This window comes from Streptomyces sp. NPDC020917, from assembly GCF_044333795.1.
In the GTDB taxonomy this organism is placed as follows: domain Bacteria; phylum Actinomycetota; class Actinomycetes; order Streptomycetales; family Streptomycetaceae; genus Actinacidiphila.
This window is the reverse complement of the sequence record NZ_JBIRRR010000017.1, coordinates 126,537-143,428: the sequence shown is the minus strand read 5'-3', so window position 1 is coordinate 143,428 and position 16,892 is coordinate 126,537. Positions and strand designations below refer to the sequence as shown.

Annotated in this window: 16 protein-coding genes; 8 read left to right on the top strand and 8 right to left on the bottom strand. The window is 73.6% G+C overall.

Going from position 1 to position 16,892, the window contains the following annotated elements; all coding sequences use genetic code 11:
- Positions 1–17: 17 nt before the first annotated feature.
- The 3 genes from ACH4TG_RS30030 to ACH4TG_RS30020 form a co-directional block, all read right to left on the bottom strand.
- Positions 18–869: a phosphotransferase gene (locus ACH4TG_RS30030; protein ID WP_398245706.1), complete on the bottom strand. Its 852-nt coding sequence runs from the start codon at positions 867–869 to the stop codon at positions 18–20.
- 170 nt (positions 870–1,039) lie between these two features.
- On the bottom strand, positions 1,040–2,128 hold the full coding sequence (locus ACH4TG_RS30025; protein ID WP_398245705.1) for a sensor histidine kinase: 1,089 nt from the start codon (positions 2,126–2,128) through the stop codon (positions 1,040–1,042).
- Positions 2,129–2,138: 10 nt separating this feature from the next.
- The gene (locus ACH4TG_RS30020; RefSeq protein WP_398245704.1) at positions 2,139–2,834 is read right to left on the bottom strand and encodes a response regulator transcription factor; all 696 of its coding nucleotides are present in this window, start codon (positions 2,832–2,834) and stop codon (positions 2,139–2,141) included.
- Positions 2,835–2,965: 131 nt separating this feature from the next.
- On the opposite strand from ACH4TG_RS30020, the gene ACH4TG_RS30015 reads away from it, so the two are divergent.
- The gene (locus tag ACH4TG_RS30015; protein WP_398245703.1) at positions 2,966–4,102 is read left to right on the top strand and encodes a lipid II:glycine glycyltransferase FemX; all 1,137 of its coding nucleotides are present in this window, start codon (positions 2,966–2,968) and stop codon (positions 4,100–4,102) included.
- A gap of 78 nt (positions 4,103–4,180) precedes the next feature.
- On the opposite strand, the gene murF is transcribed toward ACH4TG_RS30015, so the two are convergent.
- Positions 4,181–5,527 (bottom strand): UDP-N-acetylmuramoyl-tripeptide--D-alanyl-D-alanine ligase, encoded by a 1,347-nt coding sequence (gene murF, locus ACH4TG_RS30010; RefSeq protein WP_398245701.1) that lies wholly within the window; start codon positions 5,525–5,527, stop codon positions 4,181–4,183.
- A 193-nt stretch (positions 5,528–5,720) separates the two neighbouring features.
- On the opposite strand from murF, the gene ACH4TG_RS30005 reads away from it, so the two are divergent.
- The 3 genes from ACH4TG_RS30005 to vanX are packed head-to-tail and all read left to right on the top strand — an operon-like array spanning position 5,721 to position 8,363.
- Positions 5,721–6,725 carry a D-isomer specific 2-hydroxyacid dehydrogenase family protein gene (locus ACH4TG_RS30005; RefSeq protein WP_398245700.1) on the top strand — a complete coding sequence of 335 codons (1,005 nt, stop codon included), beginning with the start codon at positions 5,721–5,723 and terminating at the stop codon, positions 6,723–6,725.
- A complete protein-coding gene (gene vanA / locus ACH4TG_RS30000) occupies positions 6,718–7,758 on the top strand; it encodes a D-alanine--(R)-lactate ligase (protein WP_398245699.1) in 1,041 nt (346 codons plus the stop codon). Before ACH4TG_RS30005 ends, vanA begins: the two co-directional genes overlap by 8 nt.
- Complete coding sequence (gene vanX / locus ACH4TG_RS29995) at positions 7,755–8,363, top strand: D-Ala-D-Ala dipeptidase VanX (protein ID WP_398245698.1); 609 nt, start codon at positions 7,755–7,757, stop codon at positions 8,361–8,363. Before vanA ends, vanX begins: the two co-directional genes overlap by 4 nt.
- 26 nt (positions 8,364–8,389) lie before the next feature.
- Here vanX and ACH4TG_RS29990 read toward each other — a convergent pair whose 3' ends face one another.
- Positions 8,390–9,586, bottom strand: a complete 1,197-nt coding sequence (locus ACH4TG_RS29990; protein ID WP_398245697.1) for a multiprotein-bridging factor 1 family protein — start codon at positions 9,584–9,586, stop codon at positions 8,390–8,392.
- Between the two features lie 252 nt (positions 9,587–9,838).
- On the opposite strand from ACH4TG_RS29990, the gene ACH4TG_RS29985 reads away from it, so the two are divergent.
- Entirely contained in the window at positions 9,839–10,381 is a 543-nt protein-coding gene (locus tag ACH4TG_RS29985) for an RICIN domain-containing protein (protein ID WP_398245696.1), read from the top strand.
- 97 nt (positions 10,382–10,478) lie between these two features.
- On the opposite strand, the gene ACH4TG_RS29980 is transcribed toward ACH4TG_RS29985, so the two are convergent.
- Positions 10,479–11,012: a VOC family protein gene (locus ACH4TG_RS29980; protein ID WP_398245695.1), complete on the bottom strand. Its 534-nt coding sequence runs from the start codon at positions 11,010–11,012 to the stop codon at positions 10,479–10,481.
- A 103-nt stretch (positions 11,013–11,115) separates the two neighbouring features.
- Positions 11,116–11,517, bottom strand: a complete 402-nt coding sequence (locus ACH4TG_RS29975; RefSeq protein WP_398245694.1) for an ArsR/SmtB family transcription factor — start codon at positions 11,515–11,517, stop codon at positions 11,116–11,118.
- Positions 11,518–11,615: 98 nt separating this feature from the next.
- Here ACH4TG_RS29975 and ACH4TG_RS29970 point away from each other — a divergent pair, with 98 nt between their 5' ends.
- The 3 genes from ACH4TG_RS29970 (at position 11,616) to ACH4TG_RS29960 (ending at position 15,974) form a co-directional block, all read left to right on the top strand.
- Positions 11,616–13,658: a heavy metal translocating P-type ATPase gene (locus ACH4TG_RS29970; RefSeq protein ID WP_398245692.1), complete on the top strand. Its 2,043-nt coding sequence runs from the start codon at positions 11,616–11,618 to the stop codon at positions 13,656–13,658.
- A 195-nt stretch (positions 13,659–13,853) separates the two neighbouring features.
- Positions 13,854–15,071 carry a serine/threonine-protein kinase gene (locus ACH4TG_RS29965; protein WP_398245690.1) on the top strand — a complete coding sequence of 406 codons (1,218 nt, stop codon included), beginning with the start codon at positions 13,854–13,856 and terminating at the stop codon, positions 15,069–15,071.
- 60 nt (positions 15,072–15,131) lie between these two features.
- Positions 15,132–15,974 carry a maleylpyruvate isomerase family mycothiol-dependent enzyme gene (locus tag ACH4TG_RS29960; protein ID WP_398245689.1) on the top strand — a complete coding sequence of 281 codons (843 nt, stop codon included), beginning with the start codon at positions 15,132–15,134 and terminating at the stop codon, positions 15,972–15,974.
- A gap of 27 nt (positions 15,975–16,001) precedes the next feature.
- Here ACH4TG_RS29960 and ACH4TG_RS29955 read toward each other — a convergent pair whose 3' ends face one another.
- Positions 16,002–16,877 (bottom strand): helix-turn-helix transcriptional regulator, encoded by an 876-nt coding sequence (locus ACH4TG_RS29955; RefSeq protein ID WP_398245688.1) that lies wholly within the window; start codon positions 16,875–16,877, stop codon positions 16,002–16,004.
- Positions 16,878–16,892 lie beyond the last annotated feature (15 nt).

Below are 16,892 nucleotides of genomic sequence, written 5' to 3'. Positions count from 1 at the left end.
CTCGAAGGACCGGGTGGTCAGCCGTGGGTGTCCGGGTCGTTGCGGTCGAGTTCCGCCCGGATCCGGGCGAGCCACTCGGTGCCCATGCGGCGGCCGTCGGGGAACTGGTCGTGGCGGTCCCAGCGCCATGCGGTGACGATCGCCAGGACGAGGATCCGGCACTGGCGCAGGAGGTCGGCGTCGGCGCCCGGGTAGTGCTCGGCGACGTCCTCGGGAGCGTGGGCGAGGTCGAACTCGACGGGGCCGCGGCAGCACGTCTCGAGGTCGATGAAGAGCAGCCCGTCCTTCGTGGCGAGCAGGTTGCCCGGGTGCGGCTCGCCGTGCAGCAGCTGCTCGGGGCCGCCGTGCTCGCCGATCACCCGCCGCAGGTTCCGCAAGGTGCCGCCGAGCAGCTCCCGGTCCTCCTCGGCGAGGTCCGGAGTGCGGTCGCGGTCCGCGACGAGTCGCCGGGCCTCGTCCACCCGGTCCGTGAAGTGCGGCGTCGGGACGTCGAGCGTGCGCATGCCGGCGTGCAGCCGCTCCAGCGCACGGGCGTATCCGGCTGCCGGGACCTCTCCCTGTGCCACGGGTTCGTAGTGGGTCCACAGCGTGGTCGCGAAGCCGTCGCGCTCATGGACGCGCGGCTCCACCCGGGGATCGAGCGCGGCCACCGGACACCCGGCCCCGGCGAGCCGCTGCCCCAGCTCCACCTCGAACCCGGCCACCTGATCCGCGACCGGCGCCACCCGCGCCAGGACGTCGCAGGGCAGCACCCGCAGAGTGAGCTTGTTCGAGTCATGGAGCACGCGCGCCTCGTCAGCCGCCAGCCCCAGCCCCGACACGGTCGCCAGGACCGCGTCCACCGCCCGCGAGCCCTCCGCCGCCTGCATCGTCGCCCGACCCCTCTCCCGTGAGCGCTGCGACCGCGCTCCCCGCGGTGCGGCCCGCCCGCCCTGCCGAGCCGTCGGCAGCGGAGGGCTGGGCCTGCAGCGAGTATGGGGGTGCCGGGCGGCCGGGCGCATCCGGGATTGCGGCGGCCGGCGGGGGCGGGGTGTGCGGGTCAGGGGGGTGGGGCGGGGAGTTGGACGGTGATGCGGAGGCCGCCCGTGGGGCGGGGGGTGAGGGTGAGGGTTCCGTCGTGGGCGCGGGTGATGGTCTTGACGATGGCCAGGCCGAGGCCGACGCCCGCGTGGTCGGTGTGGATGCGCTCGGTCCCGCGCTGGAAGGGCTCGGTGAGGGTGGAGGCCAGCTCCGGGGTGATGGTCTCACCGGTGTTCTCGACGGTGAGCACCACGCTGCCGGGGCGCACGCCGGTACTGACCCACACCGCGCCCTGCCCGGGGAGGTTGTGGACGATCGCGTTGTGCACGAGGTTCGTGGTGAGCTGGAGCAGCAGCGCCTGCGAGCCGGTCGCGGGGGTGACGTCGCCCCGGGTCTCGACCGCGACGCCGTGCTTCTCCGCGAGGGGCAGGAGCGTCTCGGTGGCCTCCTCCGCCAGGAGCGACAGGTCGACGCGTTCCCGGGTGAAGGACCGCTGGTCGGCGCGGCTGAGCAGGAGGAGTGCCTCGGTGAGGTCGATCGCCCGGGTGTTGACGGCGTGGAGCCGGTCGATGAAGGCGACCGGGTCGTGGCCGGGATCGGTGCGGGCCACGTCGATGAGCGCCTTCGAGATCGCCAGCGGGGTGCGCAGTTCGTGGGAGGCGTTGGCGGCGAACCTCCGCTGCTCGGCCACGTGCGCTTCGAGCCGCGCGAGCATCGTGTCGAAGGCGTCGGCGAGTTCGCGGAACTCGTCGCGCGGACCCGGCAGCCGGATCCGGTGGGAGAGCGATCCGTCCGTGGCCAGCCGGGTGGCGTCGGTGATCCGGGTCAGCGGGGCGAGCATCCGCCCCGCCAGGATCCACCCGCCCGCGAGGCCGATCACCAGCAGCAGCGCCAGCACGGCGGCTGCCCTGGGAGCGAAGACGTGCAGCAGGCTGGACCGGACGGGAAAGACGCCGTTGGTGAGGTTCGGGGTGCCCTCGGGGATGAGGAGCGCGGCCCGGTCGGGGACGTAGCGCAGCAGGAACAGCCACACGGCCGCGAGCAGCAGCACACCCGTCACCATGAGGAAGCCGGCATAGCTGAGGGTGAGCTTGAGCCGCACGCTCATCCCGGGCGCCCTATCCACGGTCCCCTCCCCCGTGCCCGGCCGTCGGCTCGGCGTCGATGCGGTAGCCGACACCCGCCACGGTGGCGATGACCCAGGGTTCGCCCAGGCGTTTGCGCAGGGCCGAGACGGTGATGCGCACGGCGTTGGTGAACGGGTCGGCGTTCGCGTCCCACGCACGTTCCAGGAGTTCCTCGGCGCTGACGACACCGCCCTCGGCGGCGACCAGGACCTCGAGTACGGCGAACTGCTTCCTGGTCAGCGCGACATAGCGGCCGTCCCGGTAGACCTCCCGGCGGAAGGGGTCGAGCCGCAGCCCGGCGATCTCCCGTACGGGCGGCCGGTTGTGGGCGCGTCTGCGGTCGAGCGCCCTGAGCCTGAGGGTGAGTTCCTGGAGCTCGAAGGGCTTCGTGAGGTAGTCGTCGGCGCCGAGTTCGAACCCGGAGACCTTGTCGTCGAGCCGGTCGGCCGCGGTGAGCATGAGGATCGGCATGCCGCTGCCGGAGGCGACGATGTGCCGGGCGATCTCGTCGCCGGACGGCCCGGGGACGTCGCGGTCGAGGACCGCGATGTCGTAGGCGTTGACGGCGAGCAGTTCCAGGGCGGTGCTGCCGTCCCCCGCGACATCCGCCGCGATCGCCTCCAGCCGCAGGCCGTCGCGGATGGCCTCAGCCATCAGGGGTTCGTCCTCGACGATCAGCACGCGCATGCCGTCGAGGCTACGAGCCGGCACATATCGCCGGCGTATGGCCGACGGCGCATGGCACCGGCCCGTCCTTATCGCCGGCGTATCGGAATCCGCATACGCGCCGGCAACACCGCCCCGCCTTGGGTGGAGGCGTGACCTACGAGAACGTGACCGTCCGGCCGATCAGCGCCGCCGAGCACCTGGCGTTCGTACGGGCGCGGGCCTCGGTCAGCTTCCTGCAGACCCCGGCGTGGGGCCGCGTCAAGACCGAGTGGCGCAGCGAGTCCGTCGGCTGGTTCGACGGGCGGCGGCTGGTGGGTGCCGGGCTCGTCCTGTACCGCCCGGTGCCGCGGCTCGACCGCTTCACGCTGGCCTACCTGCCCGAGGGCCCGGCCATCGACTGGACCGGCGAGATCGGCGCGTGGCTCGACCCGCTGGCCGCCCATCTCAAGGCGCGCGGCGCGTTCGCCGTCCGGCTCTGCCCGCCGGTGCGCACGGACACCTGGAGCGCCGCCCAGGTCAAGCAGGGCCTGGCCGACCCGGGCGTCAGGCGGCTGACCGACATGGCCGGCCTGCCCGACCCGGTCGGCGCCCGTGTGACCGGCCGGCTCAGGGCGGCGGGCTGGCTGCCGCAGAGCCCGGAGGACGGCTTCGGGGCCGGCCAGCCGCAGGTCAAGTACGAGCTCCCGCTGGCGGGCAGGACCGAGGACGACCTGCTCGGCGGCATGAACCAGCTCTGGCGCCGCAACATCAAGAAGGCGGCGCGGGCAGGCGTCGAGGTCACGGTCGGCGACGTCGCGGCCGGCGAGGACCTCAAGGTGTTCCACGACCTCTACGTCCGCACCGCCGCCCGGGACCGCTTCACACCCCGGCCGGCCCACTACTTCGCGACCATGTTCGCGGCGATGCGCGCCGAGGACCCCGAGCGCGCCCGGCTCTACCTGGCCCGCCACCAGGGCGACCTGGTCGCCGCCACCGTCCTGGTGCGGGTCGGCGCCCACGCCTGGTACTCCTACGGCGCCTCGTCCACCGGGAAGCGCGAGGTGCGCGGCTCCAACGCCTGCCAGTGGGCGATGATCCGCGACTCGCTGGCGGCCGGCTGCGACGTCTACGACCTGCGCGGCATCACTCCCACCCTCGACGCGGACGACCCGCACGTCGGGCTGATCCAGTTCAAGGTCGGCACCGGCGGCCGGGCGGTGAGGTACGTCGGCGAGTGGGACCTGCCGCTGCGGCCGCTGGTCTACCGGGCGTTCGACCTGTACATGAGGCGGCGGCGCGGGCGGTGAGCCCGCGGCCGTGCCCCGGCGGGCGGCGCTGTCCGCCCGGCGCTGTCCGCCCGGCGGGCGGGACGCGCCGGGCACCGCCTAGTCCAGCGCCGCGGCGACCTCGTCGAGGCGCGCGCCGCGGGAGGCCTTGACGAGCACCACGTCGCCGGCGGCGAGCCGGCCGCGCAGCCAGTCGACGGCCGCGTCGTTGCCGGCCAGCACTACCGCCCGCTCCCCCGCGCCGTCCGCGATCGGCCGGCCGCCCTCGCCGACCGCGGCCACCACGTCCGCGCGGGCGGCGGCGTACGCCCCGACCGCGCGGTGCTCGGCCTCGCTGCCGTCGCCGAGTTCGAGCATCTCGCCGAGGACGGCGATGCGGCGCCGGCCCTCGATCGCCGCCAGGGCGTCCAGGGCGGCGCGGGTCGAGTCGGGGTTGGCGTTGTAGGAGTCGTCGAGCAGCGTCGCGCCGCACGCGAGCTCGCGCCGTTCCATGCGCCCCCTCGACAGCACGGCGGTGGCCAGCGCGGCCGCGGCGTCGTCGAGGCGCACTCCGGCCGCCAGCCCCGCCGCCGCCGCCGCGGCCGCCGCGTTGAGCGCCTGGTGGGCGCCGACCAGCGGCAGTTCGACGCGGGCGGAGGCTTCCGCGGTCCGCAGCGTGAAGGACGGCCGCCCGAGCCGGTCCAGCGCCAGGTCGCGCACCCGCACGTCGGCGTGCTCCGCCCGGCCGAAGGTCAGCACCGGACCGCCGGTGAGCGCGCGCATCCCGGCCACCCGGGGGTCGTCGGCGTTGAGGACGGCGGTCCCGCCGGGCGCCAGCCCCCGCACCATCTCGCCCTTGGCCGTGGCGATGGCCGCGCGCGAGCCGAACTCGCCGAGGTGGGCCCGGCCGACGTTCAGGACGACGGCGATGTCGGGCGCGGCGAGACCAGTGAGCGCGGCGATGTCGCCGATGTGGCGGGCCCCCATCTCCAGGACGAGGAACCGGGTGGACGCGTCCGCGCGCAGCATGGTCAGCGGCACCCCGATCTCGTTGTTGAGCGAGCCGGCCGTGGCGACCGTCGGCGCGGCGCCCGACAGCACGGCCGCGAGCAGGTCCTTGGTGCCGGTCTTGCCCTGGGAGCCGGTCACCCCGGCGACGGTCAGCCCGCCGCGCAGCCGCGCCACGACATGGGCGGCGAGCGCCTGCAGCGCCGCCCTCGTGTCCGCGACGACGACGGTGGGCAGGGCCGTGGGCCGGGAGCCGAGCACGGCCACGGCGCCGGCCCGCGCGGCCTGCCCGGCGTGGTCGTGGCCGTCGGCGCGCTCGCCGGTGAAGGCGGCGAAGAGGCCGCCCGGCGCGGCCTGCCGGCCGTCGGGCACGGCCGGCGCGGTCACCGTGACGGCGCCGTCGCCCACGACGGTCCCGCCGGTGATCGTCGCGATCTCGCGAAGGCGGAGCGGGATCATGAGCGGGCGGCGCCACGGCCGCGGAATTCGCTGGATGTCATGCCTGAAGTCAATGCGGACCGCTGTTTCCGCGAGGTATGCGTTTTTCGATATGCGGACGACATGTCACCGGCCGGCCGTGCCCGGCGGCATGTCGTCCGCATATCGAAAAGGGCATACACGACGGCAACACGTCATCGCCTTGACTGCGGGCATGAATCGCTCTCCGACACCCTCTCCTCCCCCAGCCGTACCGGCCGCGGGAATCACCGTATACGGCTGCGAGAAGGACGAGGCGGCGCTGTTCCGGGAGTTGGCGCCGCGCCTCGGCGTCCTGCCCGTGATCACCGAGGCGGCGGTCTCGGAAGCCACCGCTCCACTGGCGTCGGGAAACCGCTGCATCAGCGTCGGCCACAAGACCGACGTCTCCGGTTCCACGCTTCTCGCACTGAGCAGGACCGGCGTCGCGTACATCTCCACGAGAAGCATCGGATACAACCACATCGACGTGGAGTACGCGGCGAGCGTCGGCATCACCGTGGAGAACATCGCGTACTCGCCCGACAGCGTCGCCGACTACACGCTGATGCTGATGCTGATGGCGGTCCGGCATGCGAAGTCCGTGATCCGCCGGGCCGATGCCCACGACTACCGGCTGCTCGACGTGCGCGGGCGGGAGCTGCGCGATCTGACGGTCGGGGTCGTCGGGACGGGACGCATCGGCGCGGCGGTCGGGGAAAGGCTCCGGGGTTTCGGCTGCCGGGTGCTGGCCTTCGACAGTCACCCCGGAGCCGGCGCCGCATACGTTCCCCTCGACGAACTGCTCCGGCAGAGCGACGTGGTCACGCTCCACACCCCGCTGAACGCGCAGACCCACCATCTCCTCGACCGCCGCCGCATCGGCCGGATGAAACGCGGCGCTTTCGTCGTCAACACCGGACGCGGCGCCCTGATCGACACCGAAGCGCTCGTTCCGGCATTGGAGAGCGGACGGCTGGGCGGCGCCGCGCTGGACGTCCTCGAAGGCGAGGAGGGGATCTTCTACGCCGACCGCAGGAACGCACCCGTGGAAAGCACCGCGCTGGTGCGGCTGCAGGAAATGCCGAACGTGCTCATCAGCCCGCACACCGCCTACTACACCGACCACGCCCTGAGCGACACCGTCGAGAACTCCCTCACCAACTGCCTGGAATTCGAAAGCAGGAACCAGCATGGATAGGCTCAAGATCGGAATCCTTTTCGGGGGCCGCTCCGAGGAGCACCCCGTCTCCGTCAAGTCCGCCCGGGAGGTGGCACGGAACCTCGACGCCGGCAGGTACGAGCCGTTCTGGATCGGGATCACCAGGAGCGGCGCCTGGAGGCTCTGCGAGGGCCCCGACGGGGACTGGGAGAAGGGTGCCTGCCGTCCGGTGGTGCTCTCGCCGGACAGCGACGTCCACGGGCTGCTCGTCCTGGAGCAGGGGCGCTACGGAACCGTCAGGCTGGACGTCGTGCTGCCGGTCCTGCACGGCAGGTTCGGCGAGGACGGTGCGGTCCAGGGTCTGCTGGAACTCTCCGGCATCCCGTACGCCGGCTGCGACGTGCAGAGTTCCGCGCTGTGCATGGACAAGTCCCTCGCCTACACCGTGGCCAGGAGCGCGGGCATCGCCACGCCGGAGTTCCGGACCGTCACGGCGGACGAGCCGGCGGACGCCGACGGGCTCGCCTACCCCGTCTTCGTCAAACCGGCCCGCTCGGGCTCGTCGTTCGGCGTCACCAAGGTGGCCGGCAAGGAGGACCTGGCGGCTGCGGTGGACGCCGCCCGCGTGTACGACACGAAGGTGCTGATCGAGGAGGCCGTCACGGGCCGCGAGATCGGGTGCGCCGTGCTGGGCGACGATCCCGACCTGCTCGCGGGCGAGGTGGACCACATCGCCCTGACCCACGGCTTCTTCAGGATCCATCAGGAGAGCGAACCCGAGAGCGGCTCGGAGAACTCCACGGCCGTCGTCCCCGCCGGTATTCCGGCGGAGTCGCGAGCGCGCGTCCAGGAGACCGCGATGGCCGTGTACCGCGCCCTGGGGTGCAGCGGCCTGGCGCGGGTGGACCTGTTCCTCAAGGACGGCGGAGAGGTCGTCCTCAACGAGGTCAACACGCTGCCCGGCCTGACCTCGTACAGCCGCTACCCGCGGATGATGGCGGCCGCGGGGCTGCCGCTCTCCGAAGTGGTCGACCGGTTGGTGTCGTTGACGCTGGCCGGGAGGGCGCGATGAACGACGGCTTCGTCTTCGTGGACCGGCTCGTGCCCGGCATACGGTGGGACGCCAAGTACGCCACCTGGGACAACTTCACCGGCAAACCGGTGGACGGGTACCTGGCGAACCGCATCGTCGGCACGCGGGCGCTGTGCGCGGCCCTGGAAAGGGCACGGGAAGGGGCCGCGCTCCTCGGCCTCGGTCTGCTCCTGTGGGACGGTTACCGTCCGCAGCGCGCCGTCGACTGCTTCGTGCGCTGGTCGCGTCAGCCGGAGGACGGCAGGACGAAGGCGCGGCACTACCCGAACATCGACCGGGCCCAGATGTTCGAGCGGGGATACGTCGCCGCGAGGTCCGGCCACAGCCGCGGCGGCACCGTCGACCTGACGCTCTTCCACCTGTCCACCGGTGAACTCGCCCCCATGGGCGGCGGCCACGACCTGATGGATGCCCGCTCCCATCACGGAGCACCGGGCATCACCCCGGCGGAGGCGGGCAACCGCCGGCACCTCCGCTCGATCATGGAAGCCTGCGGGTTCACCCCGTACGAGAGCGAGTGGTGGCACTACACGCTCGCCGACGAGCCGTACCCGGACACCTACTTCGACTTCCCCGTCGTCTAGCCGCGGCGGGACGCGGCGGTGGCCGTTCAGTGCAGGCGCAGGGAGAGGGACTGCCAGGGTGCGGGTTCGGTGCCGCGCTCCTCGCAGCGGTCCTCCCCGGAGGCGATGGTGCGGTAGGCCGTCGTGAGCGGCGGTCCCGGCAGGGGGGATCCGGTCAGGGTTCTCCAGGGCGTGTCGAGTTGGGCGTTGGTGCCCTTCGGCGTGCTCACCGCGGTGAAGAGCAGGTCGCCCGACGGGCACAGCGGAAGGTCGCCGCTGGTGAAGGGTTCGCTGCCGCCGGACGGGGCGCCGGCCGACTGGGAGCCGCCCCACGGACCGGCCGTGGTGATCCCGCGGAAGGCGTCGACGGTGGTGTGGGAGTCGGTGGCCCTGGGCCAGCGGACGGTGATCTGGTCCAGGGTGTCCAGCGGTTTGGCGCCGATGAAGGCGAAGAGCAGCAGCCGGTGGCGGTTGTCCCTGGAGACGATGTTCCCGGCCGCCCGGTAGCGGTTGGCGGCCGTGTCGGTCACGGTGACCGGTCCCGCGCCGGCACCGGTGAGCGCGACGGTGACGATCAGCGCGTCGCCTCGCGGCACCGGGTGCAGGACCTGTAAGTCGTCGCCGGTGCTGGACGGATCCAGCGGGGGCATGTCGTCGCCGGCGACCCAGGCGGCGGAGACGGCCCTGCCGGCGTTGCGGGTGGCGGGCGTCTGGTGGGGGGAGGGAGCAGCGGTGCCTGGGCCGCGCACCCAGGAGTGGACGGGCACGGCCAGCACCGCGGTGAGCAGGAGGGCGTAGCCGGCCGCGGGCCTTCTTCCGCCGCGGCTGCGTCCGGCCCGGTTGCGGCCGGCCCGGGTGTGCGGGGGCGTCGCCGGTGCGGCGGGCGGGGCGGCCGCGGCGGGCGGACCGTCGTGGCCGGCCGGTGGCTCGTTGCCGGGAGGGGCCGGTGGCGCGGCGCCCAACGGGCCGGGCTCAGCCGGTGGTTCGGCCGCGGCAGGACCGGGCGGCGCCGGCGGTGCCGCCTGGCGGGCCAGGCGGAGGAGTTCCTCGTGGGCGTCCTGGCCCAGTTCGAGTGCCAGGGCCAGCAGCCGTACCGTCTCGCGCCGGGGCCGGGCGACCCTGCCGCGCTCCAGATCGCGAATGGCCCGCACGCTCAGCCCCGAACGCTCGGCGAGTTCCTCCTGCGTCAGCGCCGCCCCGCAGCGCCGGGCGCGTAACAGCGCCCCGAAACCGACATTGCTCATCACGCCCCCCCCGGGATGAACAGCACCTGCTCAGCTGAGTACACCACAGGGTTTCTGCCGGGGGAAACCGCCGGTCCTTCTTCCGCCCCTTCTTCCGCTCGTTCTTCCTGGTCAGCGCCGTGCGGGACCGGCCAGCCTGGAAAAGTCAGGCGGGTTCGCCCCCGACCGGAAGGGGGCCGGCCCGTGAGCGGGCAGGCGGCGCGACGTCCCACGGGCGTCCGCCGCCGCACGGCACGACGGAAGGAACATTCAGTGCTTCAGCCCAAGCGGCGTCGCCGCTTATCCCTCATCGCGCTGCTCACCAGCATCCTCGGCGTTCTCGCCATCGCCGGTGTCACCGCACCCGACGCCTCGGCGCTGTCGGGGAACTTCCTGCAGAACCAGTACACGGCCCTGTGCCTGTCGATCCCGGGCAACAACTACTACGACGGCCAGGTCGTCGACCAGTACGGCTGCGGTGGCTACGGCGACCAGTACTGGATGACCTCCGGGTCCGACAGCCATCCCGGCTTCTACTACGTGGTGCTCAGCGAGGACCAGAACCTGTGCCTGACCCACCTGACGCCCTTCCAGAACTCGCAGCTCACCGTCAGCTGGTGCGGCTGGGACGCCAGCCAGGGCACCCTGAACCAGCTCTGGTACAACGTCTACGACTCGAGCTTCGGCGCCAACGAGATGCGCTCCTGGGTCGATGACTGGTGCCTGTCGATTCCCGGGGCCAACACCGGCTGGTCCGTTCCCGTCAACACCTGGCCCTGCGGTCCCTACCCGGACCAGCACTGGGCGTTCGTCTGAGCCGGGAACCCGACGCCGGCAGGCGGCCGTTCCCCGCGCTTCGCGGTGCCGAGCACCGGCGGAAGCGGGGAGCGGCCGCTGCCCGTGCCCGCGGCCGTCAGCCGGTCGTCCGCACCGGAGCACTGCTGCGTCCGTGGTCCCGGCCGCCGAGTTCGGCGTCGAGCGTCTCCTGGGCCACGCGCATGACCTCGGCGTACACGGGGTCCTGCAGCCGCCGCCACATCTCGCCCTCGGAGACGTCCTCGACGCGGCTGACCACCCACCAGACGTTCCCGAACGGGTCCTTGACGCGGCCTCCGCGCTGCCCGAAGGCGTCGTCGGCCACCGGGGTGACGACCCGGCCGCCGGCGGCGACGGCGTGCGAGAAGGCCCGGTCGGCGTCGGCGACGAACACGCGCAGCAGGCTCGGCATGGCGGGCCAGTCCGCGTGCCGGTCGAAGGCCAGCACGACGGTGTCGCCGACCCTGATCTCACCGTGCCCGATCAGGCCGTCCTCGGTCGGCACCCGCCCCAGCTCCTCACCCCCGAACGCCTGGGAGACGAAGTCGAGGAAGCCCCCCGTGTCGTCGGTGACGACCCAGGGAGCCACGGTGGTGTAGCCGGCCGGCGCGGCGCTGGTCTGCTCGGACATCACATGACCTTCCGTCGGTGGTGCTGGACGGCAGCGACGGTAGGCCGCAAGTAGGTCAGCTCCTGTCCGCCTTCGGCGCGGCCGCCCTGCTCGGCGGGCGGAGTCAGCGCAGCGAGGGCTCCGGGCCGGCGGCGGTCCCGTCCGCGGCGGCCGGGGCGTCGGCGACTCCGAGGCGGAGGTGCTCGATGTGGTGGACGGCCTGGTCGAGGAGTTCGGCGACGTGGTTGTCGTGCAGGGCGTAGACGACGGAACGGCCCTGGCGCGTGCCGGTGACCAGGCCGAGGTTGCGCAGCAGCCGCAGCTGGTGGGAGCACGCGGACTGCTCCATGTCGACCGCGGCCGCCAACTCGGTCGCGGCGCAGGGCCCTTCGCGCAGGCGGGCCAGGATCAGCAGCCGCGAGGGCGTGGACAGGGCCTGCAGGGTGGTGGCGACCTGTGCCGCGTTGGCGGACGTCAGGCGGGTGCGCGGCGGCGTGCTGTCGGGGGTCTTCGCTCCGTGGCCCATGGGACCATCCTACGGAATGAATGCATGAACGAGTCTTCAAGTATTCCTGTTACGGTGAGGGGGACGGCCCCGCCTTTCGTGAAGGAACGATCCCCGCGATGTCCCCTGCTCTCGCCCAGCGCCCGGCCCAGGCCCCGCCGAGCCGCACGCCTGTCCCCGCCCCGCGCCGGCGCACCCGGATCTTCGCGCTGCCCGAGGCCCGCTGGGCGGCGGCCGCCCTGGCGCTGTTCCTCGTCGCGCTGCCGCTGTACCTGACCGGCGCCCCGACATGGGCGTGGGGCCCGCTGTTCGCGCTGGCCTACGCGGCGGGCGGCTGGGAGCCGGGCCGAGCCGGCCTTCAGGCGCTGCGGGCCAGGACCCTGGACGTGGACCTGCTGATGATCGTCGCCGCGCTGGGGGCCGCCGCGATCGGCCAGGTCATGGACGGCGCCCTGCTGATCGTCATCTTCGCCACGTCCGGCGCCCTGGAGGCCGTCGCCACCGCCCGCACCGCCGACTCGGTGCGCGGGCTGCTCGACCTCGCCCCCGCGACCGCCGCACGGCTGCGCGACGACGGCGGCGAGGAGACGGTGCCCACCGGCGAACTCGCCGTCGGCGACACGATCCTGGTACGGCCCGGCGAACGCGTCGGCGCCGACGGCCGGGTGCTCGACGGGGCCGGCGAGGTCGACCAGGCGACCATCACCGGCGAGCCGCTGCCGGTGGCCAAGGGGCCCGGGGACGAGGTGTTCGCCGGCACCCTCAACGGCACCGGCGCGCTGCGGGTGAAGGTCGAGCGCGACCCGTCGGACTCGGTGATCGCCCGGATCGTCGCCATGGTCGAGGAGGCCTCCCGGACCAAGGCCCCCACCCAGCTGTTCATCGAGAAGGTCGAGCAGCGCTACGCGATCGGCATGGTCGCCGCCACGCTCGCCCTGTTCGTCCTCCCCCTGGCTCTCGGTGCCGCGCTGCAGCCGACCCTGCTGCGCGCGATGACCTTCATGATCGTCGCCTCGCCGTGCGCGGTGGTGCTGGCGACCATGCCGCCGCTGCTGTCCGCGATCGCCACCGCCGGACGGCACGGCGTGCTGGTCAAGTCCGCCGTCGTGATGGAACGCCTCGGCCAGGTCGACGCCGTCGCCCTGGACAAGACCGGCACCCTGACCGAGGGCACCCCGCACGTCACGGACATCCGCCCGCTGCCCGCCTCGGGCCTGAGCGAGAACGAGCTGCTGCGCCTCGCGGCCGCCGCCGAGCACGCCAGCGAGCACCCGCTGGCCCGTGCGATCGTCGACGCCGCCCGCATCCGCGGCCTGGACATCCCCTCCGCGGACGGCTTCGCCTCCGCCCCCGGCACCGGCGTCACCGCCACCGTCGACGGCACGGCGGTCGCGGTCGGCAGCCCGGCCCGGCCGCGGGGCGGCCACGCCCGTCCGGCCGCCGCCGTGGCGGCAGGGCTGGAGGCCGAGGGACGCACCGCCGTCCTGGTCGAGGTCGGGGGCACCCCCGCCGGCGTCCTCGGCATCGCCGACCGCCTGCGCGACGGGGCCGCCGGCACGGTGAGCGCGCTGACCGCGCTCAGCGGCACCGCGCCGATCCTCGTCACCGGCGACAACCCGCGCGCTGCCGCGCGGCTGGCCGCCGAGGTCGGCATCACCGACGTGCGCGCGGGGCTCCTGCCCCAGGACAAGGTCACCGCCGTCCAGGAGCTGGAGAAGGCCGGACGCAGGGTCCTCGTGGTCGGCGACGGCGTCAACGACGCACCCGCCCTCGCCGCCGCCCACACCGGCATCGCCATGGGCCGCGCCGGCTCCGACCTCGCGCTGGAGACCGCCGACGCCGTCGTCGTCCGCGACGAACTCGCCACCGTCCCCGCCGTCGTGCACCTGTCCCGGCAGGCCCGCCGCCTGGTGGTGCAGAACCTCGTCATCGCCGGGACGTTCATCACCGGCCTCGTCGTCTGGGACCTCGCCGGGCACCTCCCCCTGCCCCTCGGCGTCGCCGGCCACGAGGGTTCCACCGTCATCGTCGGCCTCAACGGCCTGCGCCTGCTCGCCGACAGCGCCTGGCGCCGCGCCGGCTCCGCCCCGGGCGCCGCGCGGACCGGCGGGCGGAAAGGCCGCGGCCCGCTCCTCCAGGGAGCGGAAGACGGCCCGCGGTGAGCGCGGGACGGCCGGCTTCCCGCCTCCCTCCACCGCGGCGCGGTGGGACCCGCAAGATCTGTACCCTGAGGTCCACCGCGTCCGTTCCCGTGCGCCCGATGGCGACATCCGGGGACGTCGGCATGCGGTCGTCGAGCTGACTGAACGACACATCGAGGACGGTACGCGACAGTGCTGGTGGCGGGGCGGTACCGGTTGGACACAGCGATCGGCCGCGGCGGGATGGGGGAGGTCTGGCGCGCCTCGGACGAAGTGCTCGGCCGGCCCGTGGCGGTGAAGCTGCTGCTGGGCGGCGACTCCGACGCGCAGGCGGCCGCACGCTTCCGCCTGGAGGCGCAGACCGCGGCGCGCCTGAACCACTCGCACGTCGTGACCGTCTTCGACTTCGGCTCCTGGGAGGACCGCTTCTATCTGGTGATGGAACTGGTGGAGGGCGTCAGCCTGGCCCAACGCCTGCTGGCGGAGGGCCGGTTCAGCCCGGAGCACGTCGCCGGCGTCGCCGCCCAGGCAGCCGCCGGCCTGGCCGCGGCCCACCGCCAGGGAGTGATCCACCGCGACATCAAGCCCGGCAACCTGATGCAGGACGGCCACGGGACGGTGAAGATCGGCGACTTCGGCATTGCCCGGTTCGTCGACGACGCGTCGGCGGCACTCACCGGCGCGGGCCAGATCGTGGGTACCAGCCTGTACCTCGCTCCCGAGCGCGCGCTCGGCAGGCCGGCGGGGCCCGGATCCGACGTGTACGCCCTGGGCTGCGTCCTCTACCAACTGCTGGTGGGCGAGCCGCCGTTCCAGGCGGACACCGCCGCAGGCGTGCTGCACCTCCACGTCGAGGCCCCGCCGGCGCCACCTTCACTGCGGTGCCCCCAGCTACCGGGCGCCTTCGAGGAGTTCCTCCTCCGGATGCTCGCCAAGGACCCCGAGGACCGCCCCAGCACCCAGGCGGTGGCCGACTGGTTCGCCGGCACCGGGTGGCGGGAGGGGACCCGCCCGGCGCCCGAACCGCACGCGCCGACCGCTGCCACGACGTACGCCCTGCCGCCGACGAGTGTCTGGCAGGGCGCCGACCAACCCACGCGCCGTGCTCCCCACGGATCGCGCGGCCGCACGGCACGGCCGGACGAGCAGATCCACGTGCGGATACGCACCCATCTGCGGCGGCACAAGACCCTGGCCGCGGTGGTCGCGGGGATCACGGCCTTCGTGACGGCCGTACTGATCAGCACGGCCTGGGCCTCCGGTGACGGCGGGTCGCAGCAGCCGGACACGAGTCCCTCCTCGTCGGCGGCCACCCCCTCGACCGGTCCCACCTCCCCGGATCCGGGCACCGCGGAGTCCGGGAACCCGGCCACCGGCCCGGGGCCGAAGCACGGGAAGGACGACAAGAAGCAGGACGAGGACGGCGGCGACTGACGCCGGCGCCCGTGCGGTATCCGATGGCAGGCCGCGGCTGCCGGCTGCCAGGCTGGGGACATGACTCCCGAGTCCCACGGCATGTCCGGAAGTTCCTGGCTGGGTGATCCGGTCGACGCGCGCGCCCTGTTCGGGCCGGAGCTCGGTGCACTGCTCAAGACGCTGCGCGGTCTGGCACCCTCCGACTGGGACAGGACGGCGGCCGGGCACTGGACGGTGCACGACGTCGCCGCCCACCTGCTCGGTGACTGCTACGGCCGTCTCGGCCAGGACCACCGCAACGGGTTCGCCCCCGGCGAGACACTGGTGGAGTTCATCCACCGCACGAACCAGGAGTGGGTCGAGCTGCACGCCGGGGACAGCCCTGAGTCCCTCGTCGACGCCCTGGAAGCCGCGGGCACCCGACTCGCCCGGGCTTTCGCCACGGCCGACCTCGGCGCGCCCGCCCTGGGCGTGTCGTGGGCAGGCGTCGACCCCGCGCCGGCGTGGCTGGACATCGCCCGGGAGTTCACCGAGCAGTGGACGCACCGGCAGCAGATCCGCCATGCCGTCGGCCAGGCCACCGACCCGGAGCCGCGTGCCCTGGCCATGGTCCTCGACACCTTCATGCGGGCCCTGCCCCACACCCTCCGGGACACGTCAGCACCGATCGGGGCCCAGCTGAGGGTGGTCGTCTCCGGCCCCGGCGGCGGCAGTTGGACGGTGACCGCCACCGCGGACCGCTGGTCGCTGGCCGAGCCGCGGCGCGGCCTGCCCCTCGCCTCCGTACGGCTGGACACCGAGACCGCCTGGCGGTTGCCCACGCGGAGCATCACACCTGCGAATGCCCTGTCCCGCGCCCAGGTGCGGGGGGATCACCGGCTCGCCGAAGCCGCGTGCCAGGTAGTGTCCATCATCCGCTGACGTCCCCCAGCGGTCGGCGCGGGGCTCTCAGCCGGACGTGCCGGGCGTCGGGCGCAGGAGGCTGAGGGCGTCCGCGGCGGCCGAGCCCGCGGCCGCGGTGTGGGTGAGGAGCCGCTGGCCGTGGCTGTCGGGGAGGTGCAGGACCTCGTAGTGGAGGTCGAGGTCGCCGACTTCCGGATGGTGCAGCTGCTTGGTGCCGCTGGAGCAGAGGCGGACATCGTGCCTGGCCCACAGGCGGGCGAACTCGGGGCTGTTGATGGACAGGTCGCCGATGAGTTCGGCGAGGAGCCGGTCGTCGGGGTAGTCCGCCGCGGTGTAGCGCAGGGACGAGACGGCCAGTGCCGCCTCGTCGGCCCAGTTGCGGTACAGCTCGCGGGTGTGGGGGTCGAGGAAGAGCAGGCGCAGGTGGTTGGGGCGCGTCCCGGGCCGCTCTGGCGCCGCCGGGTCGAGGTGGCCGGCGAGCAGCAGGTGGCCGAGGGGGTTCCACGCGAGGACGTCGTTGCGCCGACCGAGGAGCATCGCCGGAACGTCCGGCATGGACGCCAGCAGGCGGACCGCCCCGGTGGTCGGTGACTCGGTGCGGGCCGTCCTGCGCCGCTTGGCCGTGGTGGGGCGGGCCATCGCGTAGAGGTGGGTGCGTTCCGCGTCGTCGAGACGCAGGGCCCGGGCGAGGGCCTCGATGATCGCGTCGCTGGCGTTGGCCGACTGCCCCTGTTCGAGCCGGATGTAGTAGTTGACGGAGATCCCCGCGAGCTGGGCCAGTTCCTCCCGGCGCAGCCCGGGCACGCGACGGGTGCCCCAGGTGGTGATGCCGGCGTCCTCCGGGCTGACGGCTGCGCGCCGGGTGCGCAGGAAGTCACCGAGCTCGTTGCTGGCCGTGGTGCGCTGGAGGTGTGCAGGCATGGCTCCAGTCTGCGG

Excerpts from the sequence above, each read along its gene's own strand:
- ACH4TG_RS30030 (WP_398245706.1), bottom strand. The coding sequence starts at position 869 with ATGCAGGCGGCGGAGGGCTCGCGGGCGGTGGACGCGGTCCTGGCGACC.
- ACH4TG_RS30025 (WP_398245705.1), bottom strand. The coding sequence starts at position 2,128 with ATGAGCGTGCGGCTCAAGCTCACCCTCAGCTATGCCGGCTTCCTCATG.
- ACH4TG_RS30020 (WP_398245704.1), bottom strand. The coding sequence starts at position 2,834 with ATGCGCGTGCTGATCGTCGAGGACGAACCCCTGATGGCTGAGGCCATC.
- murF (WP_398245701.1), bottom strand. The coding sequence starts at position 5,527 with ATGATCCCGCTCCGCCTTCGCGAGATCGCGACGATCACCGGCGGGACC.
- ACH4TG_RS30005 (WP_398245700.1), top strand. The coding sequence starts at position 5,721 with ATGAATCGCTCTCCGACACCCTCTCCTCCCCCAGCCGTACCGGCCGCG.
- vanA (WP_398245699.1), top strand. The coding sequence starts at position 6,718 with ATGGATAGGCTCAAGATCGGAATCCTTTTCGGGGGCCGCTCCGAGGAG.
- vanX (WP_398245698.1), top strand. The coding sequence starts at position 7,755 with ATGAACGACGGCTTCGTCTTCGTGGACCGGCTCGTGCCCGGCATACGG.
- ACH4TG_RS29990 (WP_398245697.1), bottom strand. The coding sequence starts at position 9,586 with ATGAGCAATGTCGGTTTCGGGGCGCTGTTACGCGCCCGGCGCTGCGGG.
- ACH4TG_RS29980 (WP_398245695.1), bottom strand. The coding sequence starts at position 11,012 with ATGTCCGAGCAGACCAGCGCCGCGCCGGCCGGCTACACCACCGTGGCT.
- ACH4TG_RS29975 (WP_398245694.1), bottom strand. The coding sequence starts at position 11,517 with ATGGGCCACGGAGCGAAGACCCCCGACAGCACGCCGCCGCGCACCCGC.
- ACH4TG_RS29970 (WP_398245692.1), top strand. The coding sequence starts at position 11,616 with ATGTCCCCTGCTCTCGCCCAGCGCCCGGCCCAGGCCCCGCCGAGCCGC.
- ACH4TG_RS29960 (WP_398245689.1), top strand. The coding sequence starts at position 15,132 with ATGACTCCCGAGTCCCACGGCATGTCCGGAAGTTCCTGGCTGGGTGAT.
- ACH4TG_RS29955 (WP_398245688.1), bottom strand. The coding sequence starts at position 16,877 with ATGCCTGCACACCTCCAGCGCACCACGGCCAGCAACGAGCTCGGTGAC.